Origin of the sequence: Anaerobiospirillum succiniciproducens DSM 6400 (genome assembly GCF_000482845.1) — a bacterium.
Classification (GTDB): Bacteria; Pseudomonadota; Gammaproteobacteria; order Enterobacterales; family Succinivibrionaceae; genus Anaerobiospirillum; species Anaerobiospirillum succiniciproducens.
The window spans coordinates 1-15622 of the sequence record NZ_KI519512.1 but is presented as its reverse complement, the minus strand read 5'-3'; the positions used below and the strand labels follow the sequence as shown (position 1 = coordinate 15622).

Here is a 15622-nt window from a genome sequence, read left to right as displayed (position 1 = left end):
CTAAATATACTTAGATAAGTTCAACGCCTTAAGCCAACAGCCAAGCCCACAAGCTCTTAACGCCAAAAGCCCCAAGCCATGCCACATAAGCTCTTAAAGCTCGAAGCCATGCCTCATAAGCTCTTCAAGCCCAACAAAGCAATGCTCAATAAGCTCTTAACGCATGAGGCTACTAAGCTAGCGCTACATATGCACATCTACACGCTTAACGATGAGAAGGCTATTTAAGCGCTGGGTAACATCAAATAAGAACTATATCTAAGTAACAATCTGTGCATCAAACTGACTGTAGCTACACATAAAAGCATGTTATGAGCAAAGGATGTAATACAAGCAAAAGGGCAAATGTACCAGTGAGTTTACATTACGAATAACAAGCGCACCTGAGCAAATATTTGCTTTGAATCGCTTATGCTCTCTTGATAAAAACAGCATATGCGTGCAGCTAAATGGCTTTTGCAAAGATTGTGTTGAGACGTATCCCAAGATACATCGAGAGTTGATGACTAAACCTTAACAAAGCTTGAATTATATCATTAGGCAGCGTCAGCAAGAACATAAACTAGGCTGCAATTGTGAAAAGGTTGTATCTAGATTGCTGAATTTGAGAACTACCCCAGATTTTTCTTATAAATATCGTCTTTGAGCATACTATCTTCACCCGTACTCCACTTGCCATCAAACAAAACCGCACGCAACCACCCTCAAGTGCAGACCACCACAGGCATACCATCACGTCACAACCCAAAAGAGCCACCAATTTTCTGCCAAACAATAAAGAGCCACCCATGTACTGCCAAACAATAAAGCGCAGGCGATTGGCGGATAAAGCAGAGTCCCGCCAACTATCGATTAATCGCTATAGAACGCTCAGCCCATGACAATACACAAGCGCTTACTCTGACCCTTCATAAAGCTAGGCCTAAGGTGCACCCCAAAAGCAATACATCCACATAGCGCCAATGACAGAATTTGGGCACAAGTACATACAACATGAGTAATAAGGCTCAGATCCTTGATCTGAGCTGATCCAATACGAATGTTGTGCAGCGTAAAGGCGATAAATAAAGCGTTTATGCATGCTCAAGATAAGCGTCAGAAGGATGGCACCATCATGTGGCATGAATCGGGCATAAGCATTACTTTGTGAGCGGTTCCTAGATTAGCTGTTAAGTAAGTTCAACTTTTGTACAATTGCTAATACAATGAACCTTAGCTCCTAAGTACAAGCTCTTGTACTAATAACGTTGCTCGCTGTGCGTATTAATGCGTATAGCTAAAGTCTTTTTAACTACCAAAGCACAATGCAAGCTTGCATGCTATGGCCTCAAGAGGCACTAGCTTTTGGTAGCAAAGACGATTCAGATTTCAAAAGGAAGCCAAGCTTAGTAGCTTTTAACCGCTCTTATGGTTAATATAAGCTAACAGGCAATGATGCTTGGTGTGTCCGTTAAAGTAGGTTAAACCTGAAAGTACATAACTAAAAGACAGGCGCATGTGTAGCCATAACCGTATTGGCAGTACATGCACAGTGCAAGCTGATTTGCAGTCTTTAGCGTGCTTTTAGGCTTTTTGTTTCAATCTTGCGATGTGGTGCTATCGCTAAGGCATAGATATGCGCTCAGAATGTATAGTTCTATCTGTTGCCAATCACAAGGGCGGTGTGGGTAAAACCTCCACTGCAATTAACCTTGCGTGTGCCTTTGCTGGTACGCGTCGTCGCGTCTTGCTTATCGATCTCGATCCTCAGGGCTCTGCTACTGTATCGATTCTGCGTAAGCGTCCTACTGGACTTATCTCATCTGGCAATGCCCTGATGAGTGAGGCATCCTTAGTTCCATGCATCAAGCCGTATAACTTAGCTAAGTTTGATTTAGTTCCAGCTAATGACGACTTAACTGCCTTTTGCGTCTCCTGCATCAATGAAGAGGGCAAAGAGTTTAGGCTCAGAAATGCTTTAAGCTCTTTACGTCTTATTTACGACCTCATCATCATTGATTGCCCACCAGCACTCAACTTACTCACCATTAATGCCCTGTGTGCCTCTGATGATCTCATCATCCCAACTACTTGTGATTACTTTGCGGTAGATGGCTTAAGCTCACTTCTGCGTCTCTTTGAAAAGCTCAAGACCGATGGCATGAGTAATGTGCGTCTCATGGGTATTGTAAGAACGCTCTATAGCTTAGGCGAGCCACTTGCCAAGAAGATTTCCGAGGACTTAAAGTCCAATCTTGGTACCTTGCTTTTCAACACCATCATCCCGTACACCTCGCTCATCTCCGAGGCTCCGTCCATGGGGCGCCCAGTCATCTTATATGACCGCAGCTGCCTAGGCTCCCGCGCTTACCTTTCCCTTGCTGGCGAAATCCTCAAGCGCATGGAACAAAACCGCCTCACCCAAGCACCGGCAGCTCAAGAGCCCGATGCAAACTCCGCTCAAGCCGCACCTGCAGCTCAAGACCCCGATGCAAATCAGGCCACAGAGGCCCATCAAGCCCAAGCGCCCGCTCATGACCAGTCAACAGCAGTAGACAGTGAGGATGACTACCTAAGCGACGATGACTTGCCTGAATATGCAGAACCGCGCACTAACAGCTTAATAGGCAACCGTCCACAAAAAGCAGCCATAGCCGCGCCACAAGATGCAGCTAGCGCCGTCCCAACAGATGCGCCAACTGCAGCGCCGCCAGCTGATGTAGCTGCTGCAACCGAAGCCGTGGCCAATAACAACCTTCCACAATAGAGTGCAGCCATTTACAAAGCTGCACTAAACGCATTGCACTCCATTAAGCCCCCAGCACCAAGCTGGGACAGCCGTGTCGTGCCTAGAATAAGCTATTTGGTCATCAAGTCAATTTGCTCGAAAAGAGCTTCGACCTTCGCGACAATACGCTTCTGCTCAGCAAGTGGAGGTAGAGGGATTGGATATACAGTAATTTTTGTTTTAGAAATGTTAGTTTGGGCTCCACCTGCACCTTGAGCAATGAAATTAGCTCTCTGAGACATTAAATAGTAAAAGAGGTACCAATTATAAATTAATGATGAATTAACTTGGCACGCACAGCATGCTTGATTTGTAGCACAATCAATATCAAGAACACCTAGCTTTCCAATTGTTGCTCCGTACATTGCAATAAGAACAGAACCTTTTGAGTTTATATGTGCAGTGCAGCTATCAAGTGCATCTTGCGTAATTTGTTCTTCTACAGTACTAATTATGCCATCTGTTAGATCCCCTGTTTTTAGCCAAGGGATTGTTCCGTTTTCGTAATACTCTTTGACGGAGCGTGATGGTGTAGCACCAGCTTTCCAAAAGCCTATTGCTTCAAGTGTTAACCACTTCCATGAGTCAGGAATATCGAAAGGCACTTCAGCAGGAGCATCGCCAATCTGATTAACTACACCGTCTTCAGGTAGCTGAGGAACAAGCTTGCCTTGGATGGCTTTTTGAAGAATTTGGCCTCTTAGTACGTTTGCCAAGGACTGCAATTCTTCATATGCCTCTTCTGCACGGTCGATCTCGCCAAATAACGATTCAATCTTAGCAACTATCCTATTTTGCTCTTCAAAAGGTGGGATAGGAATATTTGCTGCTTTAGCGTCATTTGTCCCAAGTCTAGGTTTTGCCCCGTGAGAGTGTCTATTTGCATAATCAACAAAGTCAGGAGACATCAAGAAAAACTGTAAATACTTTGGTAAAAGAGGAGCTTTTGCACTTTTTACATTTATTGGAATTAATTCAGTAGTACAAACTCCGCATTCATCAGCTATGACGACTTTATTTAGATAAGGTCGAAGCTTACTATAAAGTAAATAACCTTCTTCAAAAACGTTCTTATTACTTTTTACTTCAACATCACGTTTCTTCTCAAGGATCTTGCCAGTATTTTCCTCTATATCCTCAAGCTCTAATACCCATGTTGAAGAAGGTATATCGTTGCATGAAATTTTCTCCGCTTTACCATAATCAACTAGGTTTCCAAGAGAACACCACTTCCATGTGGAGGGGATTGCAAAAGGTACGTTTGTTGGAGCATTGCAAATCTGTTTAACATATCCTTCTTCATGAAGTTGAGGTACTAGCTTACCTCTAATTGCTTTGCCTAGAATATGTTCACGCATACGTTTAAAGATCATTGCCAAGCTCCTTTTGCAGTTTAGCAAAGGCATTTTGTATGGTGGCTACCTTTTCAGACATGCGAGTAAATAGTTCTTCCATTGAAAGAGTTTCTTCCTCGCTTTTGGTCTCATTCATCCAAGTGATATCCAAGTTAACCTGGTCACGAGCTAGCAGGTCTTGCGCAGAATACTTTCTCCAGCGGCCATTTGGATTGTTGTCTTTATCATATGTTTCATTGCGCTTGGAGAGATTATCTGCGCTGAAGCACTTAACAAAGTCATCAAGATGTTCGCGAGTTAGTGGGTTTTCAACTAATGTGTGCTTAACGTTTGTTCGATAGTCATAGATCCACAGATCTTTGGTTGGTTGACCTTTAGTGAAAAATAAAACATTAGTTTTTGTACCCGACGCATAGAACAATCCATCTGGCAAACGTAATATAGTGTGTAGATTAAAATCCTTTAATAGTCTTTCACGAATTACAGTACCAACTTTATCGAACAACACGTTATCAGGAACAACGACACCAGCACGGCCACCACGCTCTAGTAGTGACATTATGTGCTGCATAAAATTCATCTGGTTGTTTTTAGTTTCCTTAATAAAGTCAGGTCGATTAATATCGATAGATCCAGCAGCTCTAACTCCAAAGGGTGGATTTGCTAACACTATCTTACTAAGCTCGGTTGGTTCATTTAATAGAGAGTCTTTGTGCTCTATTGGGCTTTTTTTAAGGCCGATACCATGCAGATACATGTTCATGGATGCCATTGTTACAAGAAGATCTGTTATATCGTTTCCATGAATTGTGTTATTGCGTAAAAACTCCAGCTTTTTTGCATCAAGTGACTGTTTATGCATGTGTTTAAAAGCTGAGAGTAAAAAACCGCCAGTGCCGCACGCCGGGTCAGTTACAGTTTCTCCAATTTTAGGATTAACTAATTCAACAATTACGTCAACAAGTGGACGAGGAGTAAAGTACTGCCCTGCACCAGCCTTTTTATCTTGACCATATTTTTGCAAGATACTTTCATACAAAGCTCCTTTCACGTCATCGTCTAAAAGCAGCCATGATGTTTCATTGATATATGAAATCAGCTTTTCTAGATTGGCGGGCTGGTTTATGCGGCTCTGAGCTTTAGAGAATATCGTTCCGACTACACCGCTTTCACGTTTTAAAACATCTAGGGTTTGCTCATATTGAACTATAAGATCATCGCCATGATTGCTTACAAGATCTTCCCAACGATAACCTTTAGGGATAATTGTCTCTTCGCCAAATAACTCAACTTTCTCTTTATCCATTTTTAGAAAAATTAAATAGATGAGCTGTGAAATGAAGTCTTGAGAGCCAACACCACCGCCAGACAAAATATTACATAGTTGATCTAGCTTGTTCTTTATTGATTCGATAGATGTTTCATTGGTTTCAGTCATTCTTTTACGCTACCTTAAGTATGAATTCGTTGAGAGATGAGATCTCTTGATCTATCTTTGCTCTATCTCTTATGTGCCTTAATAGGCCACTTGCAGTATTAGGCAGTACACTAATGATGTTTTTAAAATCACTACTGCCATTGTTCGCAATATAAGCGGCTATTTCTCTAAAAAGCTCCTTTTGTTCGGGAGATATATCACGCTGCGCCTGTCCGCACCAAAGTGCAAATCTCTGAGCGCAAAGTGCTGTTAGCGGGCATAGCTCAGATATCATGTTATATGCGTATCTAACTAGTTGAATAAGGTTAGTAACGGCTTGTTGATCGCTCTTTAGTGGTTTTACTTTATCTTGCTCTAATAAAGCAAAGTCATTCCATAGGCGGTCAATTGTAAAGCCAGAGATAGATAATTCAAGCTTGCTTTTTAACTCGTCAATATGATCGCGAGTGAGCTTGCCTACATCGTGATTGTAAATAAGACGTAGTGCCTCAATCTCATCTTTATGAGTTTGGATATATTCTTTGAAAGCCTGAGTGTAAGACTTGGCCTCTTCAGTTGAGAAGCCTGAATATGTAACATTGTCTACCATGTTTGGCAGCTCTTTGACATAGCCTCGGGCTATTTCGATTAGTTTATGTCGTGCTGGTCTATTTTCAAGAAGTTCTCTAATAACATCAAGTCGTTCAGTATTGTCCTCTGATGCTGAAACAAAAGGAGGCAAATCTCCTTTTTCAATTCTATCGAAGATAATTTGTGCCCAATCAGTCGGTGTGATTGGACAAAGCCTTTCGTAGTCAGCTAGATCTTCTGGCGAGACTTTCTTTCCGATTACGCTAAGTTTATTGGCTAATAAGATAAACAAATCATCTGATAGATTTCGCAGCGCCATCATCTCAAATAATCGTGTTAAGGAAGGCTGAACTATCTTGTCGTCTCTTGGTCCAATTCCTGGCATTACTTTTTCACTTTCGGTGACGCCAGCTGCATCAATAATATAGAACAAATCCTTACTTGAAGCGTTGGGAGTTACGCTTCTAAGTTCTGACTGTGTAATTACTCGACATCCTCGTCCTTTCATTTGCGCATAGAGAGTCTCAGAGCGTATATCATTGAGGAAGAGGAGCACTTCTAATGGACGTACATCAGTGCCTGTAGCCACTAAAGTAACAGTAACAGCTATACGAAAATCGACGTCATAACGGAATTGCTGAATTAGCTTCTTAGTATCATCACAAGAGTAAGTAATTCTTTGGACAAACTTATTATCGTCTACTTTACGGTTAAAGACTTCTTTAGCAATTTCAACAATGATCTTGGCGTGATCCTCAGAAACGGCGAAGATTAGAGTCTTAGGCAGATAGTCATAGTTAGGTTCGCGATCAGGATACATGCTTGTGTAGACCACATCTTTGTATTCTTGTAGTACTTTGCGAATCTGATCTGGAACAACAATACTGCGATTTAGCTTGTTTTTATCAAACTCGCGATCGCAAATGGCAATTTGTTCTTTTGATTTATCTTCGCCACGTATGGTGGAGAGAATGGTATCCCCAGTTTCGATCTCACCACCTTCTTCGCTTACCATTGTTTTAATACGGTAAATGTTAAAGCCCACATTAACATTATCTTTTACCGAGTCTTCGTAACTATAGTTAGCAACTATATTTTTATTAAAGAAAGCAACAGTTTCAGGAATTGGGGTTGCAGTAAGGCCTACAAGTCTGGCTGTTTTAAAGTAGGTCAGTACTTTTTGCCAATTGCTATAGATAGAGCGATGGCACTCATCTATGATAATAAGATCAAAGAAGTCAGCTGGTAGACATGGATTGTCTGGTAAATCAACTGACTTGTTCAGATCATCAAATAAATCAGCATCTTCTTTTTGATAGATATCAGTATCTTCTTCTTTCTCAGATGGCATGTCATTCTTGCCAGATAAAGCAGAGTATAGTCGCTGTATGGTGCTGATAAATACACTAGCTCTTTTCTCAATATTCTTACTATCGAGCTTATTTATAAGAAAGATTTCTGACAAAGGTTTTTTGTTGTCTGTTAAGCTGAATCCAGATAATGCTGAAGCGGCATCGTTTCCTAGATTAGTGCGATCTACTAAGAAAAGTACACGCCTCATTGGAGTAAAAGCGAGCATACGGTAGATCATCATGCATGCAGTAAAGGTCTTGCCTGATCCAGTGGCTAAAACCATTAAAGCACGGCGGTTGCCATCTTTAAAAGAAGCCTCGAGATTGGAAATGGCCTCATATTGACAAGATCTCAGACCTTCAGGTGCAAGGTATGGTAGTCCGGCAAATTCGCTTAGACAGAGTGCTTTGGCCAGATCCCAAGGACGCTTAAAATTCTTAAGCTTTTCGTATTTGGCATCTTGCTTACGACAATCTTTAAATGCTATCTCTTTGCCATTGGAGAGGAAAACAAAAGGGATAGGATTTTCCCATAGAGGCACCCATTCTAATGCCTTTGTAGTGTAGTTCTCAGCTTGTGCAATTAGTTGTGGATTATCAAGCGAAATCTCTTCACGTTTTGCCTCAATAACTGCAGCTGCTTTGCCATTAAGAAACAAAACATAGTCAGCTTCAAGACCACCTGACATTAAAGTCTCACGTATAGCAACAGCATTCATGCTAGGCGCAAAGTCATTGCGGTTGATAACTTCCCAGCCAGCATCTTTAAGCTTTCTATCAATCCATTGACGAGCACGCTCTTCAGGTTTCAGATCTGCCATGATGCACTCCTCTTTCTTTAAGATTACTAGCCCCGAAAAAACAACCAAGTGTGCGGGCGCTGCTACTGAGCAAAACACATATGATTATTATGCCATAGATACGCAAACATAGTACCAATGGCTACTGGTAGATGTGATAGTACATGCTCAAAGATAAGAGATTTTGGGGTTTGATGCTGCCAAGAAGTGGGGTGGCAAAGAGGAGTCAGCTGACCATAGAGCTCTTGCTAGATAGCAAGAGCTGTTATGGCCAGGAGTGGCGGGAGTTTGGTTAGTCGACGTTGGTGTTGAGGCGTGGGTCGATGGCATTGAGCTCGCGACGGACGGTGTATATGAGGACGGCGCTAACTGCAGTGAGGGCGGCAAGGAAGAGGAAAATGCCGCCAAGGCTGATGAAGGAGGCAATGCCGCCTAAGGCTGCAGGGCCTAATAACAGTCCAGTGTAGCCGCACACTGATAAAAATGAGATCGCAGGTACCAGTGGCATCTTATCTTGCTTACCTGTGGCAGAGGTAACGAGCGGGCTAATGTTAGACATGCCAATACCAATAGCAAAGAAGCTAATGATAATGACGATGATGTTTGGAAAGAGCACCATCGCAACTAAGCCAGCAATCATGATGAGGGCACCAAAGAAAGCAAAGTTGAAGGTGCCAATGACATTGATGATTGGTCGTGACCAAATACGCAATACCAGCATACAGGCTGAAACAATGCCGTAGCCCAGAGTTGCATAGTTAAGCGGAATACCTGCCTCCATGGTTAGGTACAGTCCCGACCAATCTAAGATCGCTCCACCAACTACGTAAGTAAAAGCAATGATTAAGGCAAGTGAGATCACTGGTTGTACAGGCATAACAAAGCTGCGGTTATCTTGCTTGTTCTCCGACTTAATGTTGATGATAACTGGAGTGTAGTAAGCCGATGCAATGTAGATCATGGAGATGAGCATCAAGATCGCCAGTGATGGAGACATAGCGATAGTGAGCAAGAACATCATTAAGATCGCGCCAATTACCTCGCCCATGGAGTAGTAGGCATACAGCACTGACATGAGCAGTAGGCGATAGCGCTTTTCAAGATAGGCCGCAAAGACATTGATGGCCACATCAATACAACCAAGCGAGATACCAAACAGCACCAGAGCGCCCAGTACAATCTCGTAACTTGGCATCCACGCGATAATACAGATGGTGGTAGAGATTAAAAAACAGCACGAGGCATAAGTAATCTTAAAGCCAAAGTAGCGCATGATGGGTCCGCTTAAGAGCATGCCGACAACTGCACCCACACCAAAGGTTACTACCATGACGCTCACAGCTTCAGTAGAGAGCTGCAGATTATGCTGCAAGATTGGGATCAGAGGTGCCCAGCATGCTACAGCAAAACCTGATAGGAAATAACCGATGCGAGCTACGTACACCTGCTGGCGTACTGACATTTTACGCATACTGACTAACCTCGAGATAAACGGAAAAGCTAGGCTTACTCATAAGATCATGAGTAGCTAGTGTAGTAAAGAGTACTCTTATGATAAGCGACCAATGTTCAGCAATAACTATGGCGCTTTCACGTCTAAAAAGACGCAAGTACGAACAGACCTAAAAAAGACTATTAAGTTGCGCGCATTGTACTATAGTGGCCGATTGTCTCACAACAAAGGCATAGTAGAGCTACTTAATCCTGCCCAAATTTAGGCCAGGCAAAGATAGACCTTGCAAGATTGGCCGGGCAAAGATAGGCATTGCAAGATTGGCAATGAAAAGAGGCGATCGCAGCTTAGTGTAGACGATTGCAGCGAAACGCATGGTGCTGTAAGTGCTTGGAGAGATCCTGGCGTTGCTAGAGGCTGGTTACTCCATAGTGCTGCTAAAGGTTGGACACGCATGGTGCTGCTCGTAGCTTTGTAAAAATGCAAAAAGGCGGTGTTGTGAGGCACCGCCTTTTTGGCATTAGCTAAGTGGCTTTTGGGGGCTCTTAGCTTAGGTAAGTTTGGGAATTAGGCTGCAACGCTGTGCTTAGCCTCATCCTCGTCTAACTTGCCATCTAAGTCTTTGTTAACCATGTTAACTACAGTTGAGTCTGACCATACGTTAACAGCAGTCTCGATCATGTCGATAACAGCGTAAACAGGGAGAATGATACCCATGAGTAATACAGGAACGCCCATGGATGACATTAAGGAAATGGTCAGGAAGTAGCAGCCCATTGGCACGCCAGCATTACCAACTGCAGCGATGGTGGCAATGAAGATCCAAGCGATGATGGTGCCAGTGGTGATCTCAATACCTGCATTCTGCATTAAGAATAAAGAGGTGATGAGAATGAAGCCTGCGCAACCATTCATATTGATGGTGGTGCAGATTGGTAGAACAAAGCGAGATACCTTTGGATTAATATTGAGGTTGTTCTCAGCTGAGTTCATGGTAACTGGCAGGGTACCGGCAGATGACTTAGAGAAGAAAGCAACTGCAACAGCTGGCATCATGCCACGGATTACTTTCAATGGGTTTAAGCCGCGCATCATTAAGAATAAAGGCAGGATAATGAATGCCTGAATTAAGTTTGCGCCAACTACAACACCAAAGTAAGTGCCTACAGAACCTAAAGCTACACCATGCTCAAGTTCGGTGATGAGCTGTGCAGTAAAGCCCATGATACCGATAGGCAGGATAGCAATGATCCACTTGATGAGCATGAATAAAACATCTTGCAGACCTAAGATGGTGTTTAACAGGCCATCGCGGTGAGCATTAGCTGGCATTAAAGCTAAAGCCATACCAAAAGCTGCAGCAATGATCAGTACTGAAAGTACGTTGCCAGAAACAAATGGTTGCAGAATGTTGTTAGGAATAATGCTTAAGATGTGGTCTAAGTAAGATAAATTCTTAATGTCACCAACGGTGGCGGTACCGGCGATCTCAGCAGGTACATTGCCTGGAGCAATGATGACATATAAAGCAGCACCCACAACAGCAGCAGCGATGGTGGTAGCTAAGGTGTAGAAGATGGTGTGCTTAAAGATACGACCAGAAGAGCTGTCCTTACCAAGCTTAGCTAAGGTGGAGATTAAAGCTAAAGCAATGATTGGGACTGCGATAAATGAGAACAGTCGAGTGAAGACAGTGGCAATGAAGCCCATCAGCTGATTGACAGACTCATTGTTCAGAAAACCAAAGCCAATGCCTGCGATCAAACACACAGCATAGAAAGCAGCGTTAACAAAGCGGCGCTTTTGCTCTTGCGGCGACATGCTGGAACGAATGGCATCAACGTTTGATAAGTTTTCTTTTGACATGTAGTAACCGATATATTCTCTTAGAGCATGCCTAAAACTGACAGTAAATAGTTACTTTCAACTAGGCCCGTGATCTTCAAGAAGGGATATCGTCTCCTGTTTGAATTAACCTTTGACAGCGTTTTACTTCACGCGCTTGTGTTTGCTTAAGTGCTGCTGCAGCCTACTGGGTTTTGCAAAGGCTTTTAGCTTTTGCATGCCAGAGTGATACATCAGTTTTCAGTAAACTTACAAGTGCAGTAGCGCTGCCTCTAACAATGCCGCTAAGAGTGATAGCGATTTGAGCAGTACTAAAAAGAGTCTTAAGTAGTACTCAAGATGGCTAGGCTCATCTAGTCATGAGCTCTCATTAGCTGATCAGCGGTGCAGCTGCATCGTACTGAACTGGCATCAGACTATTGTCCTGACAAGTTGCAAATGAAACTGATCTGCACTTGCGAGGACGATTAATGATAGCCACAATCATAAACGAATCAAGTGTGAGTTGGATCAAATTCCTACTGAGCCGACACTTTTTATCAAAGTTACTCAAACCTTTATCCATAGACGCTCATGCCAACGCATCTGCAACGGCAAAAATATCGGCTCCACGCATTCACATTAAATGAGTGCACCACATCGAGGCCATGAGAGGCCAAAACGGAACAATCGCCCCAAAAGTACCCTCTTAGTCAAATTAATTAAGTGAAGAGCAAAGAAAATAATAGTGAGGCTACATCACTTGAGCACTTAATCTGCTTAATTGCCATCTATGCTTAGCCCCTTTAGTTAATGGGCTAAATGAGTTAGAGAAATGGATGTGCCTACAGCTTTTTATGGCTGTGATCTACTGGTGTTGTAAGTTCATAGCCTGTCATATGTAAGCGCACTTTAGGCACATGCAACGATTTCAATCAATTTAAAAGATGAGTAAAGCTCTATCCCGTATAAATGGCACCTTCAAAAGGCTTGCAGCGATTTTGCAAATATTTGCAGTCATATGATGAAATTGTGCACAAAGAATAGTGATGTTTTGAGCTGAAAATTTGAGCATAAGGGCATAGTTAATCGATCCTGTCCTTAGGCTAGGTATGTTTTGCTATGATCTTGTCATAGCAAAAAGGTTGCACGTGTAAGCACTGCCATGAAGTAAGAGGCACACTACTGAGCTTAGCTTAGTTGATCATAGCTTCAGTGCACGTAGCAGTATTGCAAAGCACGGTAAAGCATAGCGATTGGCTCCATTAGATAGCTTTGCTATGAACTGCATCGCTCATGCTTTGAGTGGCTGTTGTAGTGCTGCAGTTGTATGTGTCTGTCGTGCGTGGCGATACGCTGCTCCTTGAGCTGAATTGAGGTTAAGGAACAAAGAGGTTTTATGTATAACTTTACTTACTGCACACCAACTAAGGTTCATTTTGGCAAGGGTCAGATTGAGAAGCTCCACGATGAAGTCGTAGCTGTCGGTAAGAAGGTCTTACTCGTATATGGTGGCAACTCCATTAAGCGCTCTGGACTGTATGATGACGTATTAGCTCGTTTAAGTGACTGCACCATTTACGAAGTAGCAGGTGTTGAGCCAAATCCACGTATTGACTCCGTACGTGATGGTGTAGCTAAGTGCAAAGAGCACGGTATTGAGCTCGTGTTAGCTGTAGGCGGTGGCTCTGTTTTAGACTGTGCTAAGGCTATTTGTGCTGGTGCTTGCTACGAGGGTGATGCTTGGGAGCTGGTTCTGGATTGGCGCAAGGTTAAGGGTGCTCTGCCTTTAATCACTGTGCTCACTTTATCAGCAACTGGTTCTGAGTATGACTCTGGTGCAGTGATTTCAAATCTTGAGACTAATGAGAAGTTAGCTATCTGCCACGATGCGCTCTTCCCAAAGGTTTCTATCTTAGATCCTCAGTACACCTTCAGTGTGCCTAAGTATCAGATCGCAGCTGGCGCAGCTGACATCATGTCTCATATCTTTGAGCAGTACATTTGCTTAGAGACTAACTTAATCTCTGATGGCATTTGCGAGACTATCTTACGTACCATCATTGATTGTGCTCCAAAGCTTATGGAAAACCCAGAGGACTATGATGCCCGTGCTCAGATGATGTGGGCTTCTTCTTTAGCTTGCAATGGCATTTGCTCCTTAGGCAATGGCGAGCGTCCATGGCCATGTCATGCTATGGAACATGAGCTTTCTGCTATTTATGACATCACCCATGGTGTTGGTCTGGCGATCTTAACTCCTCACTTAATGCGCTATGCCCTTAACGACGATACTGTTGAGCGCTTCTGCCATTATGGTAAGGCCGTATTCTTCATGCAAGATCAAGAAGATCGCTATGCTATGGCTAATGAGGCTATCAATAAGACTGAGGCATTCTTTAGCTCTATTGGTATTCCAAACAACTTATCTGCTCTCAATATCGATGACAAGCACATTGATGAGATGGCCGAGCATGCCTTAGCCTTTAACCCAGGCTTCGACAAGTGCCCACGCCCTCTGTACCTCGAGGACATCAAGCAGATCTATCGCAACGCCCTCTAATCAAGTGCCCATGCACTTAAACAAGTGCCGAGCACTTAAAGAAATTGCTATGCTCAAACCTAAGAGCCACTGCATCTAACTAAGTGCTCGAGCACTCACTAGAGTGCTGCACTATTGCACCATCAGCACTTGTTGTTAAGAACATACAAGGCCAAGCAAAGCATCAGATCTTTGCAGCGTAAGATGTTGGCAGCATAAGCTATTTGGCAATGAGCAATCATTTAGCTTAATAAACACCCTCTTAGGCTCTTAAGTCCAAGAGGGCTGCTGATGGGCAATCCCTCTAAGATCTTGCACACAAGCATGCAAGATCATGTGAGCATAGGCAAGATCAATTCATGCTTACGCTCATCACTGAGTCCCCTTTCAAAATCCCCTCACCTTACCAATCATGCAACTTTCAGCTATCTATCAGCTATCAGCAACATAGTGATCTTTTGCCTAGAAATTGAGCATGACCAAAAACAGTAAACATGCTCCATAGTCGCGAGCAGTGCGCCGCGATCAATAGGCCAAAGACGCTTGCCTTTCGTCGCCATAACTTATGTATAGTATGACAAACGGCGTCTTAGCAGGCTGTATTGTGCTATTTTGTCAGGGCTATACCATTGGCATTGATATCAGGGTGTTGATACTCAATAGCATAAGTGCCGTCATTGTTAATCCTAGAGACAGCTGCAACTTGCTTTAGAGCATTGCTAATGACTATGCAATAGCGATGCGGATCTGAGTTAAGCAAACTAAAGCCATACTTGCGATCTACCATTTGCTTAGAGCCCTCATCAAGTTTCTTGATGACATCATCACTGCAGCGTGCTAGCTTAAACTCAATTAACAAGTTAGGTACTTTGACTCCAATATCTTGCTTATAAATCACCAAATCTGCAGGGCCAAAAAGGGACTGAACGTCACGCTGTTTGGCATAGCCAGTAAATATCAGTGACATGGTTATAGCCGATGTAAGCACGTCATCGTAATTTGGCTCTTGGAAGAGCTTTTCATCAAGGCAATTGAGTATGAGATTTAATAGATCTGCAATCCTCTGAGGGCCTTGATGCAGGCGTTCAAATACTTCTTCATGCTCACTAAGCAGGCTAAAGAGCTTATGATTGATATCAGCAAGTGCTGGTCGCCCATTTCTGAGCTCGCCAATTAAGAAAGTGGCTAAAGAATAAGCAACTTCATGATTGGCTAAACCTAAGTATGCATCGTTGTATAGAACCTTCTTAATGCTTAAGTAGCCACCTTGGAACAAAATGGCTATAGCATTATCTAAGCTGGGCTCCTTAATATATCTATGATCAATGTAAAGGCTGTGTAAGCTTGTCTTTATCAGGCTTACCTTAGAGTGCAGTTGCTCAGGTAAATCTACGGCCAAGCTAAACACAGGGAAGAGAGAGGTAACTACATCTTCAAGCGATGCATCAATCTCAATACGTGGATGACTCGAGTATTGGTAAAGATCTCTTAAAAAACTGCGTGCAATATATTGATTGCACT

The 15622-nt window shown here is 43.0% G+C and carries 8 protein-coding genes; 2 read left to right on the top strand and 6 right to left on the bottom strand.

What is annotated here, in order from left to right; genetic code table 11:
- The first annotated feature begins 1615 nt into the window (after nucleotides 1-1615).
- On the top strand, nucleotides 1616-2746 hold the full coding sequence (locus H524_RS15915; RefSeq protein ID WP_052339102.1) for a ParA family protein: 1131 nt from the start codon (nucleotides 1616-1618) through the stop codon (nucleotides 2744-2746).
- A gap of 92 nt (nucleotides 2747-2838) precedes the next feature.
- On the opposite strand, the gene H524_RS17155 is transcribed toward H524_RS15915, so the two are convergent.
- From H524_RS17155 to H524_RS0112445, 5 genes are all read right to left on the bottom strand, one after another.
- A complete protein-coding gene (locus H524_RS17155; protein ID WP_169726167.1) occupies nucleotides 2839-4140 on the bottom strand; it encodes a restriction endonuclease subunit S in 1302 nt (433 codons plus the stop codon).
- Nucleotides 4130-5560 carry a class I SAM-dependent DNA methyltransferase gene (locus tag H524_RS0112460; RefSeq protein WP_027940419.1) on the bottom strand — a complete coding sequence of 477 codons (1431 nt, stop codon included), beginning with the start codon at nucleotides 5558-5560 and terminating at the stop codon, nucleotides 4130-4132. The genes H524_RS17155 and H524_RS0112460 overlap by 11 nt, the downstream gene beginning before the upstream one ends.
- A gap of 4 nt (nucleotides 5561-5564) precedes the next feature.
- Nucleotides 5565-8303 (bottom strand): type I restriction endonuclease subunit R, encoded by a 2739-nt coding sequence (locus tag H524_RS0112455; protein ID WP_052339101.1) that lies wholly within the window; start codon nucleotides 8301-8303, stop codon nucleotides 5565-5567.
- Between the two features lie 271 nt (nucleotides 8304-8574).
- Complete coding sequence (locus H524_RS0112450) at nucleotides 8575-9753, bottom strand: MFS transporter (RefSeq protein ID WP_027940417.1); 1179 nt, start codon at nucleotides 9751-9753, stop codon at nucleotides 8575-8577.
- A 549-nt stretch (nucleotides 9754-10302) separates the two neighbouring features.
- Nucleotides 10303-11601 carry a dicarboxylate/amino acid:cation symporter gene (locus tag H524_RS0112445; protein ID WP_027940416.1) on the bottom strand — a complete coding sequence of 433 codons (1299 nt, stop codon included), beginning with the start codon at nucleotides 11599-11601 and terminating at the stop codon, nucleotides 10303-10305.
- Between the two features lie 1357 nt (nucleotides 11602-12958).
- Between H524_RS0112445 and H524_RS0112435 the strand changes: the two genes are divergently transcribed.
- Entirely contained in the window at nucleotides 12959-14122 is a 1164-nt protein-coding gene (locus tag H524_RS0112435; protein ID WP_027940415.1) for an iron-containing alcohol dehydrogenase, read from the top strand.
- A gap of 586 nt (nucleotides 14123-14708) precedes the next feature.
- Here H524_RS0112435 and H524_RS17515 read toward each other — a convergent pair.
- Nucleotides 14709-15622 (bottom strand): hypothetical protein (locus H524_RS17515; protein ID WP_044122465.1); only part of this gene is annotated, 914 nt, incomplete at its 5' end.

Bases quoted from the DNA above. Each gene is read 5' to 3' on its own strand.
- H524_RS15915 (WP_052339102.1), top strand. From the start codon at position 1,616: ATGCGCTCAGAATGTATAGTTCTATCTGTTGCCAATCACAAGGGCGGT.
- H524_RS17155 (WP_169726167.1), bottom strand. From the start codon at position 4,140: ATGATCTTTAAACGTATGCGTGAACATATTCTAGGCAAAGCAATTAGA.
- H524_RS0112460 (WP_027940419.1), bottom strand. From the start codon at position 5,560: ATGACTGAAACCAATGAAACATCTATCGAATCAATAAAGAACAAGCTA.
- H524_RS0112455 (WP_052339101.1), bottom strand. From the start codon at position 8,303: ATGGCAGATCTGAAACCTGAAGAGCGTGCTCGTCAATGGATTGATAGA.
- H524_RS0112450 (WP_027940417.1), bottom strand. From the start codon at position 9,753: ATGCGTAAAATGTCAGTACGCCAGCAGGTGTACGTAGCTCGCATCGGT.
- H524_RS0112445 (WP_027940416.1), bottom strand. From the start codon at position 11,601: ATGTCAAAAGAAAACTTATCAAACGTTGATGCCATTCGTTCCAGCATG.
- H524_RS0112435 (WP_027940415.1), top strand. From the start codon at position 12,959: ATGTATAACTTTACTTACTGCACACCAACTAAGGTTCATTTTGGCAAG.